This window comes from Tepidiphilus succinatimandens, assembly GCF_006503695.1.
GTDB lineage: Bacteria > Pseudomonadota > Gammaproteobacteria > Burkholderiales > Rhodocyclaceae > Tepidiphilus > Tepidiphilus succinatimandens.
On record NZ_SBIK01000003.1, the window covers coordinates 48,807 to 74,310 of the forward strand.

Here is a 25,504-nt window from a genome sequence, read left to right on the forward strand (position 1 = left end):
CGGGCGGTATCGCGGCGCCCTTGGGCGCCGCGCGGAGAATCACTTGAAGGGATCGGGCCGCGGCGTGTTCGGACCGGAAGGCGGCAGCAGCGGCAAAGGCATCTGCGGCCGTTCGCCGGTGAGGGTGTGCAGGAAGGCGACGACTTTCTTCAGCTCGTCGGCGGTGAAGGTGCGGCCGAGCTGCAGTCGCCCCATGAGGGTGACCGCATCTTCCAGCGTGGCTGCCTCGCCGTCGTGGAAGTAGGGGTAGGTAAGTTCCACGTTACGCAGCGTCGGCACCTTGAAGTACCAGCGATCCTCGTCTTTTTTCGTCACCGCCGCTCGACCTTCGGCCGGCGAAGTCGATTTGTACGGTTCGACCACGCCGAGTTTCTGGAAGGAATTGCCGCCGAGGTTGGGGCCGTTGTGGCAGGCGATGCAGCCGCTCTCATAGAAGATCTTGAAGCCCTCGAGCTCGGTGGCGGTGAGCGCCTTGTCGTCGCCCTTGAGCCACTTGTCGAAACGGGCGTTGGGCGTGACCAGCGTCTTCTCGAACTCGGCCATCGCATCGGTGATGTGATCGAGGGTGACGACGTCGGTGTCATAGATGGTTTTAATCGTTTCGACGTAACCGGGGATGGACTGGATCACGGCCACGGCGAGCGTGTGGGGCATGGCCATCTCGACCGGCGCCTGGATCGGGCCGGCGGCCTGTTCCTGCAGATTGGCGGCGCGTCCGTCCCAGAACTGGGCGATGTTGAGCGAGGAGTTGAAGACGGTGGGGGCATTGACCGGCCCCGGTTGCCATTTGTGACCGATGGAAGTCTTGAGGTTATCCACTCCGCCCAGCGACAGGTTGTGGCAGGTGTTGCAGGAGATGATGCCGGATAGCGACAGGCGCGGCTCGAAGAAGAGCTGGCGGCCGAGGTCGACCTTGGCCGGATGATCGATCTTCGCTGGTTCGATCGGCTGGATGATGGCCTTGGCCTTTTCGCGCAGTTCGGCAGAGAGGCTGGGCTGGGCCGCCTGGACGGCGGAGACGGCGAAGACGGCGGCGATCGCGGCGAACAAGGGTTTGCGCATCATGAAGGACCTCCGGCGGAAGAAAAATCTGTAAGGCGACTTTAGCCTACCTTCTCTTTTTCCACAGGGAAAAAGCGCCGAAGTTTGCGCTGGATCAAAGTTACCGCCGAGAGGCGTTGCCGATTCGCGACAGGGTTTCCGCTTCGTTACCGAGGACGCGGCAGGAACGGCAGTTCGATCTCGATCGCATCCAGCGTGTTCTTCACGAGCAGCCCCAGTTCGGTGTCGCCGGAAAGCGCCAGGCGCCGCTGGAAGAAAAGCGTGTCGGCGTCTTCTTCCCGGCGCAGCAGGGCGAGGAAGTCGCGGGTGGTGGCGCGCAGCGTCAGACGCGGCGCGACGTGCGCTGGCAGGGGGCGAAAACCACGTCGGGTGAGGGTGAGGGCGAGCCGCAAGCCGAGGTCGCTCACCTCGATGCGCAGCGGTTGCTCGAGGAGCGCGTCGAGCTCCGGCAGCGGCAGCCGGGGAAAGAGCAGGCGGTCAAGGGCGAAGGCGAGCACGGCCGCCGGCGGGGTCTGCGGCAGGCGGGAGACGATCCGGGCGAGTGCGGGCGGAATGACGAAGCGGTCGTCTTTCATCATCGGGCGGCAAGAGGGGAAGAAGAGGGGGCGCGGTACGCGAAGCCGCTTTCACCGTACCAGAAGCCGTTGCACGACTCTGGCTCGGGCGCGGGCATTTCACCCAGGCGTCGGGCGCGGTCGAGGGCGGCGATCCGCTCGAGGGTGCCTTCGGGGGCGGGCACGAGGCGCAGAGCCTGGGCGAGCGCGGTGGCTTCGTCCAGGCGGTCTATCAAGGACCAGGGGCGGGCAGAGAGCACCTGCACGCCGTTGAGCACGAGGAAGTCGGCCCCCTCGCGCGTGGCGAGCGGCAGTCCGGCTGGATGCGCCAGGCAGCGGAATTCGCAGGCGTCCTTCTGCAGCCGGTAATGGCGGGCGGTGAAGCAGCGCGCCGAATGCGCCAGCGCAAGGGGGCCCCATACCGGCAGTTCGGTTTCGATCGTTCCCTGCTCCAGAGCGGTGAAACCCTCCAGCAGGTGCGCGAGCGCCGCGCGGGAGAGCTCCGGCGGCGGCAGCCAGCGGCGCGCCCCGGCCTCATGGAGCTGCGCGAGCGCATGGGGATTGTAGACGTTGAGCGAGGCGCCGGCGATCCAGTCGCGGCGGCCGGCGGCCGCGAGCAGGCGCACCGTGCCCATCTCGTTCGCCTCGACGGCGAATTCGTCCTGTTCCACCAGGCGGCGCACCCATTTGAGGTGCGATTCGGATTCGATGAGGGCGTAGCCGGCGAGGACGACGCGCTTGCCTGCGGCGGCGAGGTCGCGTCCGAGCGCGATCCAGTCGGGCAGGCGCAGCTCGGCGCGGCGGGCACAGACGGTCTCGCCGAGCACGACGGCGTCGACGGGCGCTTCGGCGATCGCCTCGTAGAAGGAAAGGACACGCCCGCGCGGCCAGAAGTAGGGGATGGGTGCGAGCACCAGTTCGAACGAAAGCGGGTTCATGGAGGTCATTTCCACGGCCGGGAATAGGCGCCCAGCGTGTGGCTCGCGCCTTCGCTGACACGGTCGAGCGCGGCGAGCCACTGCGGGTGTGGGGAGAAATCCTGGGGGGCGGCGAGGGCAGCGTCGATCGCTTCGCGCCACACGCGGGTGACCTGCGCCACGTAGGCCGCGCTGCGCTGACGGCCTTCGATCTTGATGGCGGCGACGCCGATCTCGATGAGGCGCGGCAGCAGCTCCAGCGTGTTGAGGCTGGTGGGCTCCTCGATGGCGTAGTAAGTGTGTCCCCCCACCGCGAAACGGCCCTTGCACAGGGTGGGGTAGCCGGCCGGTTCCTCAGGGGCGTAGCGGTCGATGAGAAAGCCGTTGAGCCGCGCCTCCAGCCCTTGCGGCGTTTCGTCCCAGCGCACGAATTTGGCCGGCGAGCAGGCGCCGTGGCAGTTGGGCGACTGTCCGGTGGCGTAGGCCGACAGCGCGCAGCGCCCCTCGACCATCACGCACAGCCCGCCGAAGCCGAAGACCTCGACCGCCACGGGGCTCTGCCGCACCACTTGCGCCACTTGTTCGAGCGAGAGCACGCGCGGCAGCACGGCGCGCTCGATGCCGTAGCGCTCGTGATAGAAGGCGAGCGCCTCGTGGTTCGTGGCCGAGCCTTGGACCGACAGGTGTATACGCAGCTCGGGATGGCGCTCGCGCGCATGGGCCAGCAGGCCGAGATCGGCAAGGATGAGGGCGTCGACCCCGAGCGCCGCGGCCCGGTCGACCGCCGCCGTCCAGTGGGCCCACCCCTCGGCTTGGGGATAGGTGTTGAGGGCGAGGAAGACGCGGCAGCCGTGCGCATGCGCCAGCTCGATCGCCTGCGCGAGGCTGCGTTCGTCGAAATTGAGGCCGTTGAAGTTGCGCGCGTTGGTGGCGTCCTTGAAGCCGAGATAGACGGCGTCCGCTCCGTGTTCGACGGCGGCCTTGAGCATGGCCGGGTTGCCGGCGGGGCAGACGAGTTCAGGGCGGCGCACGCGGGAGGAATTCATCATCGGGCGCAGGAATCCGACTCGGAAAGTTCGCAGGATAGCGCGCGAGGGCGATGCCGTCCTTGACGGAAGTCAAGGTCGAGCCCCGATGGGGGTGATTCGGGGCGCGACCCTCGCTGTCGGGTGCGGCGCCCGAAAGTCAGAGCAGGGCGAACTTGAGCAGGAACACGCCGGCGATCACGGCTACGGCGAGCGGCAGCTCGCGCACGCGCCCGGTGAGGAGCTTGAGGGCGGTGTAGGTGATGAAACCGAAGGCCAGACCGTTGGCCACCGAGAAGGTGAAGGGGATGGTGATGGCGGTGACCGCTGCCGGTGCCGCTTCGGTGAGGTCGTCCCACTGCACCTGCGCCAGCCCGCGCGCCATGAGGATGGCCACGTAGAGGAGCGCCGGCGCGGTGGCATAGGCCGGGACCATGGCCGCGAGCGGGGAGAACACGAGCATGGCGAGGAAGAGGATCGCCACCACCACGGCGGTGAGCCCCGTGCGCCCGCCCACCGAGGCTCCGGCGGCCGATTCGAGGTAGGTGGTGGTCGAGGACGTCCCCAGCGCCGCGCCGAGCACGATGGCGGTGGAGTCGGCCATGAGCGCCCGCCCCAGGCGCGGCAGGCGGCCTTGGGCGTCGAGCAGCTTCGCGCGCTGGGCCACGGCGATGAGCGTGCCGGAGGCGTCGAAGAGTTCCACGAGGAAGAAAGTGAGCACGATGGAGAGGATGCCCGTGTCGATCGCCCCTTTGATGTCCATGGCCAGAAAGGTGGGGGCGAGCGAGGGCGGCGGGGCGAAGAGGCCCTTGAAAGGGACGAGCCCCAGGGCCACGGCGGCGAGTGTCACCCCGAGGATGGCGATCACCACCGCGCCGGTGACGCGGCGTGCTTCCAGCGCCAGGATGGCGAGGAAACCGATCACGGCGAGCAGCACCGGCAGGCGGTGCAGGTCGCCGAGCGTGACGAAGGTGGCCGGGTGCGCCGCCACTAGCCCCGCGTTCTTCAGGCCGATGAGCGCGAGGAAGAATCCCACGCCGGCCGAGATGGCGAACTTGAGACTGGCGGGGATGGCGTCGATGATCCACTCGCGGATGCGCAGCGCGGAAACGATGAGGAAAAGGCAGCCGGAGATGAAGACGGCTCCGAGCGCCGTCTGCCAGGAATAGCCGAGCGTTCCGACCACGACGAAGGCGAAGTAGGCGTTGAGCCCCATGCCCGGGGCGAGGGCGATGGGGTAGTTGGCGTACAGCCCCATGATGGCCGAGCCGATCGCCGCCGCGAGGCACGTGGCGGTGAAGACGGCTTCGCGCGGCATGCCGGCCGAGCCGAGGATCTCGGGGTTGACGAAGACGATGTAGGCCATCGTCAGGAAGGTGGTGAGCCCCGCGAGCACTTCGGTGCGCACGTCGGTGCCGTGGGCCTTGAGCTGGAAGAGGCGTTCGAGCATGGAGATGGCGTCCAACGAAGACGCTGCATTGTAGGAAAAGTCAGCGAAGGAAGGCAATCGATATAATCGCTTCCTGGCATCCGGAGGAAAGGAAATGAAGTGGGCGTGAAGCGCGGAAGGCGAGGGGTGGGGCGCTCGGGCGCCGTGGCGCTGCTGGCGCTGTTGCTGCTCTTCGTTTGGCTGTGGACGGGGCGCAGCGCCCTGCCACAGGATTCGCCCGGCGGCTGGCCGCGCGTGCGCGACACCGTCGACCGGCTGCTCACCACCGAACTCGTCAATCCGGGTTTCGTCGTCGGTTATTCCGAATGGCATGGCGTACCGCGCTGGGTGGCCTATCGCGCCGATCCGCCGCCGGGTCATCGCCTGCAACGGCGTCCGGCGCAGTTCGAGCCGGATCCCCGCACTCTGCGCTGCCGTCTGGGCTGGCATTGCGTGCGGCACGAATCCTACCGCGGCTCGGGGTTTGACCGCGGGCACATGGCGCCGAATTTCCTGATCGGCACCCGCTATGGGCCTGAAGCGCAGCGCGCCACGTTTCTGCTCTCCAACGTCGCGCCGCAGCGCCCGCAACTCAACCAGGGAAGCTGGCAGCGGCTGGAGGCGGTGGAGGCCGACCGCTTCGCACCGAATTCGCGCGTGCTGTGGGTGGTGGTGGGGCCGGTGTTCGACGAGAATCCGCCGCGTTTTTCCCCGGAATGGATCGCGATCCCCAGAGCGTTCTTCCGCATCTTCTGGGGCGAGGACGAGGAGGGGCGACGGCGGGCGCTCGCCTTTCTCATGCCGCAAGACACGCCACCGCAGGCCGACCTGCGGGCATATCTCACCACGGTGCGGGCGATCGAGCAGGCCACGGGAATCGACTTCTTCCCCGATTTGCCTACGCAGGAGCAGGAGCGACTGGAGACGGCCGCGCCGGACGCCCAAGCCTGGGGGCTCACCGAAGAATGGGCCCGCGCTCCGGGGCGCTATCGGGCCGAATGAGCGAGGCTAGACGAGGAAGGGGTTGTTCAGGCGCTCTTCGCCGAAGGTCGACATCGGCCCATGCCCCGGCACGAAACGTACGTCGTCGCCCAAGGGCAGCAGCTTGGCGAGGATGCCGCTGATGAGCTGTCGGTGATCGCCGCGGGGAAAATCGGTGCGCCCGATGGAGCCGGCGAAGAGCACGTCGCCCACGAAGGCGAGCCGCTCGTCGGGCGCGAAGTAGACCACGTGCCCCGGCGTGTGGCCGGGGACGTGGAGGACTTCCAGCGTGTGTTCTCCGATGGATACTGTGTCGCCCTCTTCGAGCCAGCGATCGGGCAGGAAGGCTTCGACCTTGCCGAAACCGAAGGTACGCGCCTGCTCCGGCAGCGCCTGCAGCCAGAAACGTTCTTCTTCTTGCGGCCCGAGGATGGGTATGCCACCCAGGCGCCGGGCAAGTTCCGGGGCCCCGGCGGCGTGGTCGATGTGCCCATGGGTGAGCAGGATCTGGCGCACGTTCAGATTGCGGGTGCGGATCGCCTCTTCGATGCGCTCGAGGTCTCCGCCCGGATCGATGACGGCGGCCTCACCGGTGCGGTCGCACCACAGCAGCGAGCAATTCTGCTCGAAGGGCGTCACGGGAATGACGAGAACGTGGAGCATGGCGAGCATCCGCGGCAAGGAATGCCGATATTGTAGCAGCGAGGCGCCTCACGCAGCGCCCGGGTAAAGCCAGGAACAGATGAAAACCGCCGCGGCCACTCCGGCCAGATCCGCCGTGAGCCCCGCGGCGATGGCGTGGCGCATCTTCTTGATGCCGACGGCGCCGAAGTAGACCGCCAGCACGTAGAAGGTGGTCTCGGTCGAGCCCTGCAGGGTGGAGGCGAGCCAGCCGGCATAGCTGTCGGGGCCGACGCTCGGGTCCTTGAGGAGATCGGCAAGGAGCGCGAAAGCCCCGGAGCCCGACAGCGGCCGCAGAATGGCCATGGGCAGCACTTCGGCGGGAAGGCCCAGCGGCTCGGTGATCGGGGCGAGCAGGGCGACGAAGAAAGGCAGGGCGCCGCTTGCGCGCAGCAGCGCCGTGGCCGCGAGGATGGCGACTAGATAAGGAATGATGCGCAGCGCCACCTGGAAGCCGTCCTTGGCCCCGTCGACGAAACTCTCATAGACCGCCACGCCGCGCGTGAGGCCATACACGATGAATGCCACGATGAGCGAAGGGACGATCCAGGCCGAGACGATCTGGCCGTAGCGTACGCTGGCGACGATGAGAGCGACGAAGGAGAGCGCCGCCGCCCAGCCTGCCCAGCGCGGCAAGGGGGCGAGCGCTGCCTCTTCGTCCGCTTGCGCCTGCGCAGGCTGGGACATTGGCGCCGGGGCAATGCGTGGCGCGGGAAAGAAGCGGGCGAAGAGCGGTGTGAGGAACACCGCCGCCAGCGTGGCGCAGGTGGTGGCAAAGAGGGTGGTGGGCAGGATGGCGGCTGGGTCGCTGCTACCGGCGGCCGCGCGCAGGGCGATCACGCCGGTGGGAAGCAGCGCCAGGCCGGAGGTGTTGATCGCGAGGAAGCGCACCATGGCGTCGGTGGCCGTTCCGGGATGGGGATTGAGCCGGTCGAGCTCCTGCATGGCGCGGATGCCGAAAGGCGTGGCCGCGTTGCCCAGCCCCAGCAGGTTCGCCGAGAAGTTCATGATCATGGCGCCCATGGCCGGGTGCTGCGGCGGCACTTCGGGGAAGAGCCGGCGCATGAGCGGGGCGATGAGGCGGGCGATGCCGGTGAGCAATCCGCCTTGTTCGGCAATCTTCATCAAGCCAAGGAAGAAGGCCATCACGCCCACCAGCCCCAGGGCGAGCTCGACGGCGGCGCGTGAAGCGTCGATGACGGCCTTGCTCATGGCCATCATCACGCCCGGCGTGCCCGTGAGCTCGCGGCCGGCGCCAGTCGCAAAGGCGATCAGCAGGAAAGCGGCGAAGATGCGGTTCATGCCGAAGAAAGGATCAGGAAGAGGAATCCAGGGTGACGGCAACCTGGCGCCGTTCGGTGCCGCGCAGCACGTCGAGCGTTACGGTGTCGCCGGGCCGGTAGCGCTCGAGCGCGTCGAGGAGCGTGTCGAGATCGGGCGTAGGCGTGCCGTCGATGGCCACGATCAGATCGCCCACCACGACGCTGCCCTCGGTGACCGGAACGAAGGGTTTGAGCCCTGCGCGCGCCGCCGGCCCATCGGGGTCGACGCGCAGGATGGCCACTCCAGGCGGAAGGCCCAGGGCCTTGTTGAAGGCGGGGGAGGCCGCGGCGATGCCGAGCACGGGACGGCGGATGCGTCCCTCGCGGATGAGCCGCGGCACGATGCGGTTGACCTCGTCGACGGGGATGGCGAAGCCGATGCCGGCAGAAGCGCCGCTGGGGCTGTAGATGGCGGTATTGACGCCGATGAGCCGACCGGCGCTATCGAGAAGCGGCCCGCCGGAGTTGCCAGGATTGATGGCCGCATCGGTCTGGATCACGCCGCGGATGGTGCGGCCGGTGACGGATTCGATCTCCCGATTGAGGGCGCTCACCACGCCGGTGGTAAGGCTCTGGTCCAGCCCGAAGGGGTTGCCGATCGCCAGCACTTTCTGCCCCACTTTGAGCCCCTTGCTCTCGCCGATGGGGATGGGGCGCAGGCGTTCGGGCGGGGCGTCGATGCGCAGCACCGCGAGGTCGCGGTCGGGATAGACACCGACGAGCTTGGCGCGCCAGGTGCTCTGGTCGGCCAGGGTGACGCGGGCCGCGTCCGCTCCCTGGATGACGTGGAAATTGGTGACGACATGCCCGGCTTCGTCCCAGACGAAGCCGCTGCCGGTCCCCTGGGGGATTTCGAGCACGTTGAGGGTGAAGAGGTTGAGCGCTTGGCGGGCGGTGGTGATATGGACCACCGAGGGCGAGGTGAGGGCGAAGATCTCGACGGTATTGCGCTCGTCGGCGGTGAGCTCGCCGCGCGGGGCGATGGCGCGCGGCTGGGCCGGGGTCGTTCCGGCGGTCTTCGCGAGCAGCGTGCCCAGCGAGGCGGCGAGCACGATGAAAAGGATGAAAAGGAGCGAGAGCAGCGTGAAGCGATGGGCGGAGCGCATGCGGCGGATTCCTGACGGTGCGAAGCGCTCATTGTACGGGAAAGGGCGAAGGCAGGGGGGATGGGGCGGGCAAAAACGGCGGCCACGCAGGCCGCCGTCGGACAGGGATGAAGAGAAGGTCAACCTTGAACGGCGATGCGCCGGGTTTTTGCGGTCTCGGCCTTGGGCAGCGTGATTTTGAGCACGCCGTCGCGATATTCCGCCTTGGCCTCTTCGGCCTTGACCGGCACGGGGAGCGCGATGGCGCGCTGGAAGCGGCCGTAGGCGCATTGCATGAGACGGTATTGCCCCTGTTTTTCCTCGCGCTCGAGGCGTTTCTCACCGCGAATCACGAGCTGGCCGTCGAGCACCTCGACTTCGAGATCCTCTCGGTCGAGCCCGGGGATCTCGACGCGGACTTCGAGCGCCTCGTCGGTCTCGTAGATGTCGGCGCCGAGCACCGCCCAGCGAACTCCACCGGCCGGTGCCGGTACGTTACCCGATGGGCTTTTTTCGTCGTTGCGCTCGCGGGGCTGGAAGCGGGTGAGCGCGCCGGCGGCCCGTTCCCATAGCTGACGCCAGCCCTCCATCAGATGCTCCCAGCTTTGGCCGAGGCCGGATTTCCATTGCTCCAGTACCGAACTCATACTTCGTCCTCCTCTTCGTCAGACGAAGGCCGCCCCGGGGTGGGCGGCCAAAAAGGCCATTTCCGTTCCGGAAATGAAGGAATCAGCCAGCCTGCACCGTGATGCGCTTGGGTTGAGCCTGCTGATGTTTCGGAATGCGCAGCTCGAGCACGCCCTGGTTGAGCTTGGCCTGGATGCCGGCGGTGTCGAGGTCGCGCGACAGGGTGAAGCTGCGGGCATAGCGCGGGGCGCGGATCTCGGCGTAGATCGGCTCCATGCCTTCGCTCACGGGAAGCGACACGTTGCCTTCGATGGTAAGGGTGTCGCCCTCCACCTTGATCTCCAGCGAATCGCGGCTCACACCGGGCAGGTCGGCCCACAGGGTGATGCTGGTCTGATCCTCGATGATGTCGACGCGCGGCACCGCGGTCGGGACGCGCTGGGCTTCCTGGGCGGTGACGTTGGTGCCGGGGCGGGTGGTGACGTTGGTTTCAGCCATGGTCGTTCCTCCTTTCGCGATCATTTGATTTCGATGCGGCGCGGTTGCAGATGGGCTTTGCGCGCGATGCGCAGCCGCAGCACGCCGTCGCGGTAGGTCGCCTCGACCTTGTCGGGGTCGAGATCCTCGGACAGGCTGATGGTGCGGCGGAACTTGCCGGCGAAGCGCTCGTTGGCATAGACCGTGACCTGGTCGTTCTCCGGAATCGGCGAGGAGCGCTCGCCGGCGATCGTCAGCACGCCTTGCTCGAGCGTGACTTCGAGCTTGGCCGGGTCCACACCGGGCACGAAGGCATACACTTCCACCGCTTCGGGTGTGCGGCCGATGTTGATGGCCGGATAGACGGTGTCGAGCGCTACTTCACGAATGGCCGCAGGCCAGCCGCTCCACAGGCGGTCGAGTTCGCGCTGCAGCCGGTCGAACTCCTCGAACAGGTTGGTGGGAAAGAGTGTCGTGACCATCGTGCTGCCTCCTTGAATGTTGGCCGGGCGGAGTCGCCCGGTACCGGGACCAACGATGAACGCGTGCGTTGCGTTTATCGATATAGGGTGTCCCGCCGAGAATTTCAAGGGTTGCATCACGTGTGCGGTACTGGTACTTCATCGCGCCTGCTGCCGCAGGGCGGGTCGGCCCCGAGCCTGGTTGCATCACGTGTGCGGTACTGGTACTTCATCGCGCTGCGCTTGTAATTTCCCTCGCCGCCAGCAATAATGGAGAGGCCCGGGCAGCGAGAAACCGTCGCCGCCCGGAGCGCACTCATCGGCTGTTCGGAGGCGGTACGGAATGAAGTTTCGCGACTACTACGAGATTCTCGGCGTGCCGCGCACGGCCACGGCGGAGGAAATCAAGAAGGCGTGGCGCAAGCTCGCGCGCAAGTACCATCCGGACGTGAGCAAGGAGCCCGACGCGGCCGAGCGCATGAAGGAGGTCAACGAGGCCTACGAGGTGCTCTCCGATCCGGAGAAACGCGCCGCGTACGATCGCCTTGGGGAGCACTGGCGCCAGGGCGAGGACTTCTCGCCGCCGCCGGGCTGGGATGCCGGCTTCGAATTCCGCGGCGCACCGGGCGGCGGTCCTTTCGAGGGGATGGATTTCTCCGATTTCTTCGAGTCGCTCTTCGGGCGCATGCACCGCGGCGCGGCCGGTGCGCGCCAGCGCCGCAGCGGGGGTTTTGCCCTGCGCGGGGAAGACCATCACGCCAAGATCCTCATCGATCTCGAAGACAGCCTGCATGGCGCCACGCGTTCGATCACCCTGCGCGTGCCCGAGCTCGACGCTTCCGGCCACGTGGTGCTGCGCGAGCGCACCCTCAACGTGCGCATCCCCAAGGGCATCCGGCCGGGACAGAAGATCCGGCTCGCCGGTCAGGGAGGGCCGGGGGTGAACGGCGGCCCGCCGGGCGATCTCTACCTGGAAGTGGAATTTCGCCCCCATCCGCTCTATCGCGTCGAGGACAAGGATCTCTACTTGACGGTGCCGGTGGCGCCGTGGGAGGCAGTCCTCGGCGCCAAGATCCAGATCCCGACGCCATACGGACCGGTGACGCTCACCATTGCGCCGGATTCGCAACACGGTCGCAAGCTGCGCCTGCGCGGCAAGGGACTGCCCAGCGATCCCCCGGGTGATCTCTACGCGGTGCTCGAGGTGGTCTTGCCCCCGTCGAGCGATCCGAAAGTGCGGGAACATTTCGCGGCGATGGCGCGCGAAGTGCTGTTCGATCCCCGCGCGCGCTGGGGCCGGTGAGGAGGGGCAGCGATGAAGACGGCGATCGTGGTGCATTGCGAATGGCTGGGCGGCGAGCGTTGGCTCACGCTCGATGAGTTGGCGCAGGCGGCAGGCGCCTCGCCTTCCTTCGTGCGCGCCCTGTGGCAGGAGGGCTTGATCGAGGCCGGGCAGGTCGAGGCCGGGGCGCCGCGCTTCGAAGGGGTGGCCCTGGAGCGGGTGCGCCGTATGCGCCGCCTGATGCGCGATTTCGAAGCGAGTTTCACCGCGGCGGCGATGATGATGGAGCTCATCGACGAGATCGAGCGGCTGCGGCGGCTACTCGAACGCGCCGGTATTCCCTGGCGCGACGAACCCTGAAGGGGAAGGGCATGAACGAAGAGCAATTGCGCAAGTGGAACGTCGGCTACTGGCTCATTGCCATCGCCCTGCTGCTTTTTTTGCAGAGCCAGTGGCAGGCGGCCAATACCGTAGAGACGGTGTCCTACCCGGAATTCGAGCAGGCGCTCGCCGAGGGGCGCGTGGCCGAGGTGATCATCGGCGACCGGGTGATCACCGGCCGCCTCAAGACGCCGGACGGCAGGAAGGTCGCCATCGCCACGGCGCGGGTCGAGCCGGATCTGGCCGCGCGGCTCGACCGCTACAACGTTCCCTATACCCGCGTCATCGAAAACACGTTCTTCCGCGATCTCCTCTCGTGGGTGGTCCCGGTGCTCGTCTTTTTCGCGCTGTGGTACTACGTGTTCCGGCGCGTGATCGAGAAGCAGGGCATGGGCGGGTTCATGTCGATCGGCAAGAGCCGCGCCAAGGTCTATGTCGAGCAGGATACCGGGGTCACGTTCGACGACGTGGCCGGCGTCGATGAGGCCAAAGCCGAACTCAAGGAGGTGGTGGAATTCCTGAAAGATCCGGCGCGCTACGGCCGGCTCGGGGCCCGCATGCCCAAGGGCGTGCTGCTCGTAGGACCTCCGGGCACCGGCAAGACGATGCTCGCCAAGGCGGTGGCAGGGGAGGCGAAAGTGCCGTTCTTCTCCATCACCGGTTCGGAATTCGTGGAGATGTTCGTCGGCGTGGGCGCGGCGCGGGTGCGCGACTTGTTCGAGCAGGCACGGAAGCACGCCCCGTGCATCATCTTCATCGACGAGATCGACGCGCTGGGGCGCGCCCGCGGGGCCTATCCGGGCTTCGGTGGGCACGACGAGAAAGAGCAGACGCTCAACCAGCTGCTCGCCGAGATGGACGGGTTCGATTCCTCGACCGGCATCGTGGTGCTGGCGGCCACCAACCGCCCAGAGATCCTCGATCCGGCGCTGCTGAGGCCCGGGCGCTTCGACCGGCAGATCCTGGTCGATCGGCCCGACAAGAACGGGCGGTTGCAGATCCTGAAGGTGCACGTCAAGAAGATTCGCCTGGCGCCGGAAGTCGACCTCGAGCAGATCGCAGCCATGACCACCGGTTTCAGCGGGGCGGATCTGGCCAACCTCGTCAATGAAGCGGCCATCGTCGCCACCCGCCGCGGAGCCGACGCCGTGGCCCAGTCCGATTTCACCGCCGCCTTCGAGCGCATCGTCGCCGGCCTGGAGAAGAAGACCCGGGTGCTGAGCGAGCGCGAGCGCCGGGTGGTGGCCTATCACGAGATCGGGCACGCGCTGGTGGCGCGCGCGCTGCCGGGAGCCGATCCGGTGCACAAGATCTCCATCGTGCCGCGGGGCATCGGTGCGCTCGGCTACACCCTGCAGCGTCCCTCCGAGGATCGCTACCTCATGACCCGCGAGGAGCTGCGCCACAAGATCATGGTGCTGCTCGGCGGGCGCGCCGCCGAGGTGCTCGTCTTCAATCGCCTTTCCACCGGCGCGGCCGACGATCTGATGCGGGCGACCCAGATCGCGCGCGACATGGTGACGCGCTACGGCATGGATGACGAGCTGGGCTTCGTGGTATTCGAGCAGAGCCGTCCGCGCTTCCTCGACGCGCAGGTTCCCATGCCGGGCGAGACCTTGGGGGTGTCGGAATCGCTGCACGAGCGCATCGATGCGGCGGTGCAGCGCATCGTCATGGAAGCCTTCGAATGCACCCTCGCCGTGCTCCGCGAGAACCGCGACCAGCTCGAGGCGGCGGCCCGGGAGTTGCTCGCCAAGGAAACCCTGGAGGAAGAGGACGTGGCGCGTCTGCTCTCCGGCTTGCGCCGACCGCCCTGCGTCGGGGAGATCGACGTCGGCGACGCCGCTGCGGCGGCAGGAGAATCCTCGACTTCGGCGGCCGCCTTGGCAGGCGGTCGACAGGGCGAAGAGGGCACGGTCGGAACCTCCCCGACGGGAGCTCCGCGAGATGGCTGAGGCCTTGTGGTACGACGCGCTCGGGGTGCCGCATCGCCGCGTCACGGGCACGCCGCGCATCGTCTCGCTGGTGCCTTCGCTCACCGAGACGCTCTTCGCTTTCAGTTTGGGCGAGGCGGTGGTGGGGCGCACCGGTTTTTGCGTCCATCCCGCCGAGGTGAAGGGGGTGCCGAAGGTGGGAGGGACCAAGGACGTGCGGCTCGAGCGCCTCTTCGCCCTCGAGCCGACGCACGTCATCGCCAACGTCGACGAGAACCGGCGCGAACAGGTCGAGGCGATCGCCGCGGCCGGCATCGAGGTGATCGTCACCCACCCCTGCCGCCTGGAAGACAACGTCGCGCTCTTTCGCCTGCTCGGCGGGGTGTTCGACCGCGAGGAGGCGGCGGACTACGCCGTGCAGGCCTTCGAATCGGTGCTGGAACTCGCGCGCACGATCGCCGCCTCCCTGCCGCCGGAGCGCGTGCTCTATCCGATCTGGCGCGGGCCGTGGATGACGGTGGCCCGCAGTACCTGGATCTCCGCCATGCTGGAAGCCGTCGGCTGGCAGACCTGGCCCGCGATCGAGGAACCCCGTTATCCCGTGATCGACGAAGAATCCGTCCACCGGGCGGGCATTGCACGGGTGCTGCTGCCTTCCGAACCCTATCGCTTCGGCGAGGAGCACGCCGAGGAGGCACGTCGCCTGCTCGGTGCGGACGTGCCGGTGACGCTCGTCGACGGCGAAATGGTGTCGTGGTACGGCACCCGCGCCATCTCGGGTCTGTGCTACCTCGCCGCCCTGCGTCGGGATCTGGCCGAAGCGCTTTCTGCCTGATGCCTTTGCCGGAAAGGGTATCCCGGGGGCGAGACCCTGTCGGGCTCAGAAGCGATGGTTCAGGCCGAGGTAGAAGAGGCTGGTATCGTCCACCTCGCCGTCGGCTTTGTGGCCATTGTCGTCCTGGCCGAGGGCGGTGGCCTGATCCCAGCGCAGATCGTCGTGGTCGACCTAGGTGTAGGCGGCGTAGACGGTGGTTCGCTTGGAGAGCGGATGCAGATACGCCGCGCCCAGCGACTTGGGCTTGACGCTGCCGCCCTCGCCCATGATGGCGTTGCCTCCGTCGAGCTTGGCCTGGCCATAGGCGAGGTTGAACGTGTCTTCGCCCACGACGGGGATGATGAGGCCGATCTGCCAGAGATCGACGTCGAACCCGCTGGCACCGAGCACGTCACGACCCTGCTGCCAGGAGCCGGCCAGGGTGGCAAAGCCGAAGTCGTAGGCTGCGCCCAGCATCCAGTCTTTCTGCGTCTCGTCTTCGCCGGAAGAGGCCTCGAGCCAGCCGCCGTCGTAGTGCGCCTTGTATTTGACGGCCTGGTAGATGGCCCCGATTTTCAAGGGGCCGTTCTCGTAGCGCAGGCCGAGGCCGTATTTGTCGTCGTCGGTGCGCGAGGCGCCGTGCGCCTGGTCCGTCTCGAGGTTGCCGGCCGAGTAGATGGCGCTCACGCCGACGGTCGCGAATTCGCCGGTGTAACCGACGGAGTTGTTCCAGCGCGCCGGGGCGTTGGGGGTGATCGTGAGGTTGGCCAGCTGCGAGAGCCAGTTCTGCGGGCTCGGGGTCATGCCTTGCAGGGCGTCGTAGGGGTCGGTGAAATACCCGGGGCATATTGGCGCCCCAGGGCGAGCTGGCCGAAGGCGCCTTTGAGGCCGACGTAGGCTTGCTGGGTGAAGGTTTCGCTGCCGGAGTTGGACGAGGAATCTTCCTCGCTCATGCAGCAGGATTTGCCGCTGTCGATGCTGAAGCCTTCCTCGAGGACGAAGACGGCTTTCAGGCCGGCTCCGAGTTCCTCTTCGCCGCGAAGACCGAAGAAGCTGTTGCCGATACCCCCGTCGTCGATGCCGGAGGTGCTGTCACCCATCACCTTGCCGTATTTGAAGAAGGCGTCGGCCGAGCCGTAGAGTTGCACGCCCGATTGGGCAAGCGCCGGCAGGCAGAAGAGACTGGTGAGCGAGAAGGCGAGCGTTTTTTTGTACATCGTTTTTTCTCAGGGCTGAAGGATGGAAAACCGGGTCGTGTGTCGCTCACGACCCGGACAGGGGTCAATCGCGGAAAGGAGCGAGCTCGCCGGGGCGGCGCAACATCTTGTTGACTTCGTCGAAGTGCATTTCTTCCTCGACGATCATCTCCCGGGCGAATTCTTCGAGCAGAACGGATTTCCCTTGGGTGATTTTCAACAGATCATGATAACCCTGGAGCGCCAGGCGTTCATGCTCGAGGCTTTCCCGCAGGATTTCCTCGATGTCATGACGTTGTGTTTCTAGGAGGGTGCCGATCTTGAGCGAGGGGTGCCCGCCAAGCAGCGTGATCAGCTCTCCGACCCGTTGCGCGTGATCGAGCCCGTCTTTGGCGTTGTCTTTGAGCCAAGAGACGATAGGGATGCGATTATACCCGTAGACCATGAGCGAATAATGCGTGTAGCGCACGACGCCGGCGAGCTCGACCTCGAGCACACGGTTGAGGGCTTCGATGGCGGCCCGGCGGTCAGCTTCGGATAGGGTATCTATCATGATTTCGTCCTTGATGGATGGATGAGAAATGTCGATTCAATGAGGATTCGCGTCTTCCGTGGCGTTTTTTGCGGCTTCGTTCTCCTCGAGTCGGGGGAAGAGGGTGCGGGCAAGCGCAGAGACGCTGGGGTTGTCGACGAAGACGCAGCGTTTCCCTGTGCGTTTGCAGTGGTCCTTGACCCGCCAGTAGGCTTTGTGGCTGATGCATCCCGTCTGGCAAATGACGAGATCGGCTGCGGCGAGGTTGGCATCGAGCTGTCCGAGGTTGTCTTCCAGACCGCCATCGTGATGAACGAAGCGCCCGCCTATGCGTTCGATGATGCTGCGATAATCGGTGACGTTTCCGCTGCGTCCGCCTACGCAGAGGATGGTCTTGTCCTGTAGCTGCGGCTCGGCGGCGACGTGGGGCGAGGGTTGCCCGGCAGACGGACACGCTTCTGCACAGGTCGGCGCTTTGCTCCTGTGCTGCCGTGATGCGGCGAGTTCGGCCTGGGCCCGGCTGAGTTCTTGGCGCAGTGCGGCCAGTTGCTGCTCGAGCGCCTTGGTATGGGCTTTTTCCGCGTTGAGCTTGCGCTTGAGTTGCAGCCGGGGTTCGAGCTCGGGCAGCGTTTCGCGCACTTCCGCCAAGTCGCTGCGCAGGCACGCGATGGTGGTGTCGCGGCACAGCAGGGCGGCGCGCGCTTGCATCAGCTCTTGTCGGAGTCGTTCGAGTTCCTGGGTCTTCTCCGTCACGAGACGGGTACACCGTTCTTGCACTTTGCCGAGTTCGCGCAGCAGGGCGGCATTTTCCTGCATGAGCGCTTCGAAGCGGCTTCGCTCGACGCGGGTGGTGGCGCCGGCCTGGTGTTGCAGCATGTGCATCTCGCGACACAAGGCGAGTTCGAGCACGGGGGTGCAGCGCGGATGGGTGAGGGTGGCCCAGAAGGGACCGGCCACGTCTCCCTCGTCGACTGCTTCCTGCCACAGGGATTCGAGTGCTTCGCTCGTCTTGGCTGCCTTGTAGCGGCGGATCACGGTGGCGTAACGCCGATCGAGTTCTTGTTGCAGCAGCTCGGAGAGCCGGTTGCGACGGGTGCAGGCATTGACGGCGCCGACGTGCAGATCGTAATCCCCCAGCGGGGCTGTCTGGCTGAGCGCCTTGCCGACCAGTTTGCGCAGAAGCGGCAGCGGCAGGCAGACGCCGATCACGGGGCAGTGGCTTTCCCGCGACAATTCCCATAGCCGGCGCCGACGGGACCCGAGGCGGGAGAAGAGCGAGGGAGGTGGGGGCTCGAGGGTGAGCGCAGGCGTAGTCGTGGCGAAGGCGGTCTCGCACATGGCTTCATTCTCCTTGCGGCTGAAAACGGATATCGGATGCTGTTAAACGAATAGATAGTGCTATTGTAAACGATAACCATTTTCATTTGCAAGAACTATCGGGACTCCGCAGCCAAGAATTTGCTCCAGAGGAGCCGCGATTCAGCGCCCAAAAATCTGGGTGCTCCGCTTCTTACGGGGATTTGAGGGAAGAACTTCGGGGTTCAGGAGATACTACCAGAGGGTTCGATCCACTCGTAGATCTGCAGGCGTTTCGGGTCGCAGGCGCAGCAGCTCTTGCCGCAGGAGGAGCCGGCGGGAAGGCGCCGCACGCGGCCCTTGCGCTCGAGCGTGGCGAGCATGGCTTCGAGCGCCTCGGGGGCGGCCTGCAGTGCCGTGGCCAGATCGTCGAGGCTGGCGCGCCGCTGCTGGCGCAGGGTGTCGCTGAGGCGGGAGAGGATCATGCGGAACCCCCTTGGCGGACTGTCTTGGTGCCTCCGGCTGCCGCCGGGGAGAGGAATGCGCCGCCGCTGCGGCGCATGAGGAGATAGGCGAGGGCGAAGAACGCGGCGATGCCTGCGATCCACGCGGTCGAGGCGAGCGGCGCGCGGCTGAAGGTGGCCGCCTGATAGAAAAGCGTCGCTGTGGCCCAGGCGATGCCCGTCGTCCAGGCGACGACGAAGAGCGTCCAGCGCCGGCCGGATTCCTGGTAAACCGCAGCAGTGGCGGCGGCGCAGGGGGTGTAGAGCAGGATGAAGAGCAGGTAGGCAAGCGCTCCGACCGCGCCGTCGAAGCGCGCGGCCATGGCGCCGAAGGCGGCCTGCGAGACTTCCTCGTTTCCTTCTTCGGCCTGCCGCAGCCCCAACGGATCGGCCCAGGCGCCGAGCGCATCGGCGAGATTCTGCGGAATGGTGGCGAACGCCGCCGCGACCGCTTCGCCTAGAGAAAACGCGGCTTCCTCTTCTTGCGCCGCGCCGGCGTCTTCGGCGGCGAGCGCCGTATAGGTGGCGTTCAAGGTACCGATCACGGCTTCCTTGGCGAGCACGCCGGTGAAGATGCCCACCGTGGCGGGCCAGTTCTCTTCGGTGAGTCCCATGGGGGCGAAGACGGGGGAGAGGGTGCGGCCGACGGCGGCGAGCACGGACTTGTCGCTGTGCTCGTTGCCGTAGCTGCCGTCGGTGCCGATCGCGTTGAGGAAGTTGATGACCACGACCATGGGGACGATGAGCCGGCCGGCGCGCACGATGAAGGTCTTGAGGCGCTCCCAGGTGTGCAGCAGCACGCCGCGCGCGGTGGGCAGGTGGTAGGGCGGCAGCTCCATGATGAAAGGCGTGGCCTCGCCCTTGAGCAGGGTGTTTTTGAGGATGAGCCCGGTGAGCACCGCCACGGCGATGCCGATGAGGTAGAGGGCGAAGATGACGTTCTCGCCGCCCGTGGGGAAGAAGGCGGCGGCGAAGAGTGCATAGACGGGCAGGCGCGCGCCGCAGGACATGAAGGGGGCCATGGCGATCGTCATGAGGCGGTCGCGGCGGTGCTCCAGGGTGCGCGTGGCCATGATGGCCGGGACGTTGCAGCCGAAGCCGACGATGAGCGGCACGAAGCTCTTGCCCGGCAGCCCTACCCAGCGCATGAATCGGTCCATGACGAAGGCGGCGCGCGCCATGTAGCCCGAATCTTCGAGCATTGAGAGGAAAAGGTAGAGGAAGCCGATCACCGGGATGAAGGTGGCCACCGTCTGGATGCCACCGCCCACGCCGTGGGCGAGCAGCCCGGTGAGCCAGTCGGGCGAGCCGATGGCGTTGAGCGCCTCGGCGAAGCCATCGACGAAGATCGCCCCGGCGAGCTGGTCGAAGAAATCGATGAAGGCCCCGCCCACCCGGATCGTGAAGAGGAACATCAGGTACATCGCCACAAGGAAGATGGGGATTCCCAGGGCGCGGTTGAGCACGACGCGGTCGATCCGCTCGGTGAGGTCGGCCGGGGCTTGGCCGGCAACGTGCACGGCGTGATGCACGATGTCGTTGGCGAGGCTATAGCGGGCGTCTGCCACGAGGATGTCGAGTTCGCCGCCGAAACGCTCGGCAAGGGCTTGGGCGCGCCGGGCGAGGGGTTCGTCTACGCTCGCGCGCGCGAGCGCGTCGCCCTCGAGCAGCCGCACGGCGAGCCAGCGCGGGGACCAGCCTTTCTGCGCGGCGATCGGTTCGAGCTCGGGCACGAGTTCGGCGAGCGCCGTTTCCACTTCCTCCCCATAGGGAACGGCGCGCGGCTGGGGGGCGGTGACGATGGCTTGCCGGATCGCCGCCTTGAGCTCGGCGATGCCCCGGTTCTCGCTGGCGACGATCGGGACTACGGGGCAGCCGAGCCGCTCACTAAGCGCCGCCACGTCGATCTTCATGCCTTTCTTCTCGGCGACGTCGACCATGTTGAGCGCGACGAGCAGCGGCACCTGCATCTCCGCCAGCTGCAGCGTGAGGTAGAGATTGCGCTCGAGGTTGGCGGCGTCGACGACGTTGACCACGAGGTCGGCCTCGCCCGAGAGGACGTAATCGCGGGCGATGCGCTCGTCGAGCGAGATGTCTTCGCCCACGACGTCGAGCGAATAGGTGCCGGGCAGGTCGACCACCTCGACTTCATCGCCTTCGAAACGGTACTCGCCGGTCTTTTTCTCGACGGTGACGCCGGGCCAGTTGCCCACGCGCTGCTTGGCGCCGGTGAGCGCGTTGAAGAGCGTGGTCTTGCCGCAGTTGGGGTTGCCGACGAGGGCGATGGTGTAGGCGTTTTTCATTGGATTTTTTCCACCTCCACGGCGGCGGCTTCGCCCTTGCGCAGCGACAGGGAAAAGCCGCGGGTGCGGATCTCGAGCGGATCGCCCATGGGGGCAATGCGGGTGACGACGAGCTCGGCCCCGGGCGTGAGGCCCATCGCGAGCAGCTTGCGGCGGTAGGATTCGCCGCCGGGCGCATAGCCGGTGACGCGGGCGCGCTCGCCCACGGCGAGGTCACGCAGCAGCATGGGCATCGCGTTCCGCCACGAGGGATTCATGCACCAGGATCTTGTGCGCCATGCCGCCGCCGAGTGCGAAGCGCGTCTCGCCGCGCTTGACGACGAATTTTCCGCCCTCGCGTTGCTGCAAGGTGATCTCGCAGCCGACGTTCAAGCCGAGTTCGGTGAGACGGCGCGTGAATTCGGCGCCGCCGTGGAGCGCGGCGATGCGCAGGCGGCAACCGAGCGGGGCCACGGGAAGGGGAAAGGCTTTGGCGGCGGACTCAGGAACCATGGCAAGACTCCGGGTAGCGATGGGCAAATTCGATCGGTTGGATAGGCCTGATTGATTATAGTTCTCATTTACTGGCGTAGCAAGGGCTTTTTTTAAAATTTTGCACCGGATTTTTCTTTTTGCTGCAGTGGACTTGGCGGCTCGTTCCGGGTTCAGAGCATACCGAGTTGCGCGAGCGAGACGACGTTACCTGCCGTGACGATGAAATGGTCGAGCAGGCGTACGTCGATGAGCGCCAGCGCCTCGCGCAGCGTGCGGGTAAGTGCGGCATCGGCGCGGCTCGGCTCGGCGGCGCCGCTGGGGTGGTTGTGCGCGACGATGACGGCGCTTGCGTTGGCGTGGAGCGCCAGCTTGACGAGTTCGCGCGGGTGGACGGCCGTCTGGTCGACGGTGCCGCGAAAGAGTTCGTGGGCGGCGAGCAGGCGGTGGCGGTTGTCGAGCAGCAGGGCGTAAAAGACTTCGTGCTCCAGCCCGGCGAGCCGCAGGCGCAGCCAATCCTTGACGCTCTCGGGATCGGAGAGAAGGTCGGCTTCGCGGGCGGTTTCGGCCAGCGCCCGGCGGGCGAGCTCGAAGGCGGCCTGGAGCTGCGCGTATTTGGCCAGGCCCACGCCATGCACGGCGGCGAAGGCTTTGGGCTGGGCGGAGACGAGCGCGCGCACGCCACCGAAGTGTGTGAGTAGGTCGCGCGCGAGATCGACGGCGCTCTTGCCTCGCACGCCGACCCGGAGGAAAATCGCCAGGAGCTCGGCGTCCGAGAGGGCTGAGGCGCCGCGTTCGAGCAGTTTCTCGCGAGGGCGTTCCTGTTCCGGCCAGTCGGTGATGGGCATGGGGCGCCTGCGCAGCGAACGAGACGAGATGCATTTTCCATGAAGTGCGCCCAGGGCGCAACGGGGAAGAGGAGAGACGATGGAGCGCAATGAAAGCGGGGCGCCGCCCTTTCTGTTCGGTCGGCGGATCGTGCTGGGCGTGACGGGGGGTGTGGCGGCCTACAAGGCGGCCGAACTCGTGCGCCGGCTCGTCAAGGCCGGGGCGCAGGTCGACGTGGTGCTCACGCCGGGCGGGGCGCACTTCGTCACGCCCACCACCTTCCAAGCGCTCTCGGGGCGGCCGGTGTGGTGCGACCCTTGGGACGAGCGGCGCGCCAACGCCATGGCGCACATCGATCTCACGCGCGGGGCGGATCTGCTGCTGGTGGCGCCCTGCACGGCCGATGCCATGGCGCGCTTCGCCCAGGGGCAGGCCGACGATCTGTTGGCGACGCTCGCGCTGGCGCGCGCCTGCCCGATGGCCGTGGCGCCGGCGATGAACCGCCAGATGTGGCTGCATCCGGCCACGCAGCGCAACCGGGAACGGCTCGTCGCCGACGGCGTGCTCGTCTGGGGGCCCGCCGAGGGCGAACAGGCCTGCGGCGAGACTGGCCCCGGGCGCATGATCGAGCCCGAGGAGATCCTGGCGCGGCTGGAAGCGTTTTTCGCGCCGAAGTGGTTCTCCGGGCATGCGGTGCTGGTCACGGCCGGGCCGACCTACGAGCCGCTCGACCCGGTGCGCGTGCTCACCAACCTCAGTTCCGGCAAGATGGGCTATGCGCTGGCGCAGGCGTTCGCGCAGGCCGGCGCCGCGGTGACGCTCGTCTCCGGCCCCGTGAGCCTGCCCACGCCCTTGGGCGTGACGCGGGTGGACGTGACCACCGCCGAGCAGATGCGCGCGGCGGTGCTGGAGCGCGTCCCGGGGCATCGCATCTTCGCCTCGGTGGCGGCGGTGGCCGACTATCGGCCGGCGCGCGTCTCGCCGCAAAAGATCAAGAAGGGGGCGGAACGGCTCACGCTGGAGCTGGTGCGCAATCCCGACATCCTCGCCGAGGTGGCGGCGCTGCCCGAGCCGCCCTGGTGCATCGGGTTCGCCGCCGAGAGCGAGAATCTGGACGAATACGCCGAGCGCAAGCGCCGGGAAAAAGGGCTGCAGCTGGTGGTCGGGAACCTCGTGCAGGAGGCGATGGGGCGCGACGAGAACACCGTCGTGCTCTACGACGAGAACGGCCGCATTCCCTTGCCGACTGCGGACAAGGTCCAGGTTGCCTGGGGCATCGTGCGGCACGTGGCGCAGCGCCTTGGCTTGATCGACACGGCCGTGGAACGGGGGGATCTATGAGCGCTCCGACGCAGGGTAATGACGAAGTGACGGTGCAGGTGCGCTTTCTCGACGAGCGCATCGCGGCCCGCCCGCCGCAGTACGCCACGCCGGGTGCCGCGGGAATGGACCTGCGCGCGGCGATCGCGGCTCCGTTCGAGCTCGAGCCCGGTGCCACGGCGCTCGTGCCCACCGGCATCGCGCTCCATCTGGCCGATCCGGGCCTTGCGGCCCTCATCCTGCCGCGCTCGGGGTTGGGACACAAGCACGGCATCGTGCTGGGCAACCTCGTCGGGCTCATCGATTCGGACTATCAGGGAGAGATCCTCGTGTCGCTGTGGAATCGCGGCGATGAGGCGTTCGTGGTCGAGCCGCTCGCGCGTATCGCCCAGCTGGTGATCGTGCCGGTGATCCATGCGCGTCTCGTCGCGGTGGAGTCGTTCGACCCGAGCGAGCGGGGCGCGGGCGGATTCGGCAGCACGGGGCACGCTTGAGCGCCACGCCAGTGCGGTTCGCCATCCCCACCGCGGTGCAGGTACGGCTCTTCGACGAGCAGGGCCGGGTGCTTTTCCTGCGCCGCGCCGGTACGGGCTTTTTCGACGGGTTCTGGAGCCTGCCGGGCGGGCACGTGGAAAACGGCGAGAGCCTGCGGCAGGCCGCGGTGCGCGAGCTCGCCGAGGAGCTGGGCATCGAGGTGGCGCAGGAGGCGCTCACGCCGGTGGCGGTGGTGCATCGCGCATCCGACACCAACCGCATCGAGTTCCTCTTCGAGGCACGTCGCTGGCAGGGGGAAGCGCGCATCGCCGAGCCGCACCGCTGCGACGGATTGTGTTGGGCCGATCCGGCGCGGCCGCCCCAGCCCTTCGCGCCCTACCTCGCGGTGGTGTGGTCGCGGTTGGGGCAGACGTGGTTGCTCGAGGTAGGATGGGACTGACGCCCGGTGAGAGGCGGTTTCTGGCGTGCCGCGCATCCCTTTTCCTCTTTTGCCGCAAGCTGCGGCGGGGGCTTTCGATGGCGCCGCGGCCTGCAGTGCTGCTGGCGCCGCGCCGCGTTAGCCCGTAAAATGGCGCCTTTGCGCCGCCATCGAGCCTCCGGACGGACCATGAGCGAAGAAAAACCCACGTTTCAGGACCTCATCCTGCGCCTGCAGCGCTACTGGGCCGAGCTGGGCTGCGTGCTGCTGCAGCCCTACGACCTCGAAGTGGGCGCGGGAACCTCGCATACCGCCACTTTCCTGCGGGCCATCGGCCCCGAGCCGTGGAATGCCGCCTACGTGCAGCCCTCGCGTCGGCCCAAGGACGGGCGCTATGGGGAGAACCCCAACCGGCTGCAGCACTACTACCAGTTCCAGGTGGTGCTGAAACCCTCGCCGCTCGACATCCAGGATCGTTACCTCGCCAGCCTCGTGGCGCTGGGGATCGACCCGCGCGAGCACGACGTGCGTTTCGTCGAGGACGACTGGGAGAACCCCACGCTCGGCGCCTGGGGTCTGGGCTGGGAGGTGTGGCTCGACGGCATGGAAGTGACGCAATTCACCTACTTCCAGCAGGTGGGCGGGCTGGACTGCCGGCCGGTGCTGGGCGAGATCACCTACGGGCTCGAGCGCCTGGCGATGTACCTGCAGGGCGTGGAGAACGTCTACGACCTCGTCTGGACGCGCACGGGCGATGGCCGGGTGGTCACTTACGGTGACGTCTTCCACCAGAACGAGGTGGAGCAGTCGAAGTACAACTTCGAGTATTCCAACGTGCCGCTGCTCTTCGAACTTTTCGGGCATTTCGAGCTTGAAGCCAAGCGCCTGATCGAGGCGGCGCTGGTGCTGCCCGCCTATGAGATGGTGCTCAAGGCTGCGCACACCTTCAACCTGCTCGATGCGCGCGGGGCGATCTCCGTGACCGAGCGCGCCGCCTACATCGGGCGCATCCGGGCGCTCGCCCGCGCGGTGGCGCAGGCTTATCTCGCCAGCCGCGAGGCGCTGGGCTTTCCCATGCTCGCCGCGGCCGCAAAGAAAGGAGCCTGAGTC

Annotated in this window: 29 protein-coding genes; 9 read left to right on the forward strand and 20 right to left on the reverse strand. The window is 67.1% G+C overall.

Features of this window, described 5'->3' with window-relative positions; translation table 11 throughout:
• Positions 1-39 precede the first annotated feature (39 nt).
• The 5 genes from EPD82_RS03120 to EPD82_RS03140 all read right to left on the reverse strand — a co-directional run bounded on the left by EPD82_RS03120 (position 40) and on the right by EPD82_RS03140 (position 5,008).
• On the reverse strand, positions 40-1,065 hold the full coding sequence (locus EPD82_RS03120; RefSeq protein ID WP_141055242.1) for a cytochrome-c peroxidase: 1,026 nt from the start codon (positions 1,063-1,065) through the stop codon (positions 40-42).
• 143 nt (positions 1,066-1,208) lie between these two features.
• Positions 1,209-1,640, reverse strand: a complete 432-nt coding sequence (gene ubiT / locus EPD82_RS03125) for a ubiquinone anaerobic biosynthesis accessory factor UbiT (protein WP_082438480.1) — start codon at positions 1,638-1,640, stop codon at positions 1,209-1,211.
• A complete protein-coding gene (locus EPD82_RS03130; protein ID WP_141055245.1) occupies positions 1,637-2,554 on the reverse strand; it encodes a U32 family peptidase in 918 nt (305 codons plus the stop codon). Before EPD82_RS03130 ends, ubiT begins: the two co-directional genes overlap by 4 nt.
• Before the next feature lie 5 nt (positions 2,555-2,559).
• Positions 2,560-3,579, reverse strand: a complete 1,020-nt coding sequence (gene ubiU, locus EPD82_RS03135) for a ubiquinone anaerobic biosynthesis protein UbiU (protein WP_420824928.1) — start codon at positions 3,577-3,579, stop codon at positions 2,560-2,562.
• 139 nt (positions 3,580-3,718) lie between these two features.
• On the reverse strand, positions 3,719-5,008 hold the full coding sequence (locus EPD82_RS03140; protein ID WP_055424365.1) for an NCS2 family permease: 1,290 nt from the start codon (positions 5,006-5,008) through the stop codon (positions 3,719-3,721).
• Between the two features lie 99 nt (positions 5,009-5,107).
• Here EPD82_RS03140 and EPD82_RS03145 point away from each other — a divergent pair, with 99 nt between their 5' ends.
• Positions 5,108-5,989 carry a DNA/RNA non-specific endonuclease gene (locus EPD82_RS03145; RefSeq protein WP_157287479.1) on the forward strand — a complete coding sequence of 294 codons (882 nt, stop codon included), beginning with the start codon at positions 5,108-5,110 and terminating at the stop codon, positions 5,987-5,989.
• Between the two features lie 6 nt (positions 5,990-5,995).
• Here EPD82_RS03145 and EPD82_RS03150 read toward each other — a convergent pair whose 3' ends face one another.
• The 6 genes from EPD82_RS03150 to EPD82_RS03175 form a co-directional block, all read right to left on the reverse strand.
• Positions 5,996-6,631: an MBL fold metallo-hydrolase gene (locus EPD82_RS03150; RefSeq protein ID WP_055424357.1), complete on the reverse strand. Its 636-nt coding sequence runs from the start codon at positions 6,629-6,631 to the stop codon at positions 5,996-5,998.
• 48 nt (positions 6,632-6,679) lie between these two features.
• On the reverse strand, positions 6,680-7,951 hold the full coding sequence (locus EPD82_RS03155) for a nucleoside recognition domain-containing protein (RefSeq protein ID WP_055424356.1): 1,272 nt from the start codon (positions 7,949-7,951) through the stop codon (positions 6,680-6,682).
• Between the two features lie 13 nt (positions 7,952-7,964).
• Entirely contained in the window at positions 7,965-9,077 is a 1,113-nt protein-coding gene (locus EPD82_RS03160; protein WP_055424355.1) for a S1C family serine protease, read from the reverse strand.
• Between the two features lie 119 nt (positions 9,078-9,196).
• The gene (locus EPD82_RS03165) at positions 9,197-9,703 is read right to left on the reverse strand and encodes an Hsp20/alpha crystallin family protein (protein ID WP_141055253.1); all 507 of its coding nucleotides are present in this window, start codon (positions 9,701-9,703) and stop codon (positions 9,197-9,199) included.
• An 82-nt stretch (positions 9,704-9,785) separates the two neighbouring features.
• The gene (locus tag EPD82_RS03170; protein WP_141055255.1) at positions 9,786-10,181 is read right to left on the reverse strand and encodes an Hsp20/alpha crystallin family protein; all 396 of its coding nucleotides are present in this window, start codon (positions 10,179-10,181) and stop codon (positions 9,786-9,788) included.
• A 20-nt stretch (positions 10,182-10,201) separates the two neighbouring features.
• Complete coding sequence (locus EPD82_RS03175) at positions 10,202-10,642, reverse strand: Hsp20/alpha crystallin family protein (RefSeq protein WP_141055258.1); 441 nt, start codon at positions 10,640-10,642, stop codon at positions 10,202-10,204.
• Positions 10,643-10,964: 322 nt separating this feature from the next.
• On the opposite strand from EPD82_RS03175, the gene EPD82_RS03180 reads away from it, so the two are divergent.
• The 4 genes from EPD82_RS03180 to EPD82_RS03195 are packed head-to-tail and all read left to right on the forward strand — an operon-like array spanning position 10,965 to position 15,053.
• Positions 10,965-11,924: a DnaJ C-terminal domain-containing protein gene (locus EPD82_RS03180; protein WP_141055261.1), complete on the forward strand. Its 960-nt coding sequence runs from the start codon at positions 10,965-10,967 to the stop codon at positions 11,922-11,924.
• Between the two features lie 12 nt (positions 11,925-11,936).
• Positions 11,937-12,263 carry a chaperone modulator CbpM gene (locus EPD82_RS03185; RefSeq protein WP_141055264.1) on the forward strand — a complete coding sequence of 109 codons (327 nt, stop codon included), beginning with the start codon at positions 11,937-11,939 and terminating at the stop codon, positions 12,261-12,263.
• 11 nt (positions 12,264-12,274) lie between these two features.
• Positions 12,275-14,239 (forward strand): ATP-dependent zinc metalloprotease FtsH, encoded by a 1,965-nt coding sequence (gene ftsH, locus EPD82_RS03190; RefSeq protein WP_082438346.1) that lies wholly within the window; start codon positions 12,275-12,277, stop codon positions 14,237-14,239.
• Complete coding sequence (locus EPD82_RS03195) at positions 14,232-15,053, forward strand: helical backbone metal receptor (RefSeq protein ID WP_055422967.1); 822 nt, start codon at positions 14,232-14,234, stop codon at positions 15,051-15,053. The genes ftsH and EPD82_RS03195 overlap by 8 nt, the downstream gene beginning before the upstream one ends.
• Positions 15,054-15,224: 171 nt before the next feature.
• Here the strand turns inward: EPD82_RS03195 and EPD82_RS12240 are convergent, their stop codons facing one another.
• The 9 genes from EPD82_RS12240 to radC all read right to left on the reverse strand — a co-directional run bounded on the left by EPD82_RS12240 (position 15,225) and on the right by radC (position 22,181).
• Entirely contained in the window at positions 15,225-15,836 is a 612-nt protein-coding gene (locus tag EPD82_RS12240; RefSeq protein WP_141055267.1) for a porin, read from the reverse strand.
• Entirely contained in the window at positions 15,833-16,249 is a 417-nt protein-coding gene (locus EPD82_RS12245; protein WP_141055269.1) for a porin, read from the reverse strand. Before EPD82_RS12245 ends, EPD82_RS12240 begins: the two co-directional genes overlap by 4 nt.
• 64 nt (positions 16,250-16,313) lie before the next feature.
• Positions 16,314-16,781: a ferritin-like domain-containing protein gene (locus EPD82_RS03210; protein ID WP_055422965.1), complete on the reverse strand. Its 468-nt coding sequence runs from the start codon at positions 16,779-16,781 to the stop codon at positions 16,314-16,316.
• Positions 16,782-16,817: 36 nt separating this feature from the next.
• Positions 16,818-18,098, reverse strand: a complete 1,281-nt coding sequence (locus tag EPD82_RS03215) for a DUF2325 domain-containing protein (protein WP_141055272.1) — start codon at positions 18,096-18,098, stop codon at positions 16,818-16,820.
• A 203-nt stretch (positions 18,099-18,301) separates the two neighbouring features.
• Positions 18,302-18,541, reverse strand: coding sequence for a FeoC-like transcriptional regulator (locus EPD82_RS03220; RefSeq protein WP_055422963.1), 240 nt, complete (start codon positions 18,539-18,541; stop codon positions 18,302-18,304).
• Positions 18,538-20,862 carry a Fe(2+) transporter permease subunit FeoB gene (feoB, locus tag EPD82_RS03225; protein ID WP_141055275.1) on the reverse strand — a complete coding sequence of 775 codons (2,325 nt, stop codon included), beginning with the start codon at positions 20,860-20,862 and terminating at the stop codon, positions 18,538-18,540. Before feoB ends, EPD82_RS03220 begins: the two co-directional genes overlap by 4 nt.
• Positions 20,859-21,089 (reverse strand): FeoA family protein, encoded by a 231-nt coding sequence (locus EPD82_RS03230; RefSeq protein WP_055422986.1) that lies wholly within the window; start codon positions 21,087-21,089, stop codon positions 20,859-20,861. Before EPD82_RS03230 ends, feoB begins: the two co-directional genes overlap by 4 nt.
• Positions 21,076-21,354 (reverse strand): FeoA family protein, encoded by a 279-nt coding sequence (locus EPD82_RS03235; protein WP_051240675.1) that lies wholly within the window; start codon positions 21,352-21,354, stop codon positions 21,076-21,078. Before EPD82_RS03235 ends, EPD82_RS03230 begins: the two co-directional genes overlap by 14 nt.
• Before the next feature lie 152 nt (positions 21,355-21,506).
• Positions 21,507-22,181: a RadC family protein gene (radC, locus tag EPD82_RS03240; RefSeq protein ID WP_028874549.1), complete on the reverse strand. Its 675-nt coding sequence runs from the start codon at positions 22,179-22,181 to the stop codon at positions 21,507-21,509.
• Between the two features lie 79 nt (positions 22,182-22,260).
• On the opposite strand from radC, the gene coaBC reads away from it, so the two are divergent.
• The 4 genes from coaBC to glyQ all read left to right on the forward strand — a co-directional run bounded on the left by coaBC (position 22,261) and on the right by glyQ (position 25,501).
• Positions 22,261-23,502, forward strand: a complete 1,242-nt coding sequence (coaBC, locus tag EPD82_RS03245) for a bifunctional phosphopantothenoylcysteine decarboxylase/phosphopantothenate--cysteine ligase CoaBC (protein WP_141055278.1) — start codon at positions 22,261-22,263, stop codon at positions 23,500-23,502.
• Positions 23,503-23,528: 26 nt separating this feature from the next.
• Positions 23,529-23,975, forward strand: coding sequence for a dUTP diphosphatase (gene dut, locus EPD82_RS03250; RefSeq protein WP_028874547.1), 447 nt, complete (start codon positions 23,529-23,531; stop codon positions 23,973-23,975).
• Positions 23,972-24,415: an NUDIX domain-containing protein gene (locus tag EPD82_RS03255; protein ID WP_276607284.1), complete on the forward strand. Its 444-nt coding sequence runs from the start codon at positions 23,972-23,974 to the stop codon at positions 24,413-24,415. Before dut ends, EPD82_RS03255 begins: the two co-directional genes overlap by 4 nt.
• Before the next feature lie 168 nt (positions 24,416-24,583).
• Complete coding sequence (glyQ, locus tag EPD82_RS03260; protein WP_028874545.1) at positions 24,584-25,501, forward strand: glycine--tRNA ligase subunit alpha; 918 nt, start codon at positions 24,584-24,586, stop codon at positions 25,499-25,501.
• Positions 25,502-25,504 lie beyond the last annotated feature (3 nt).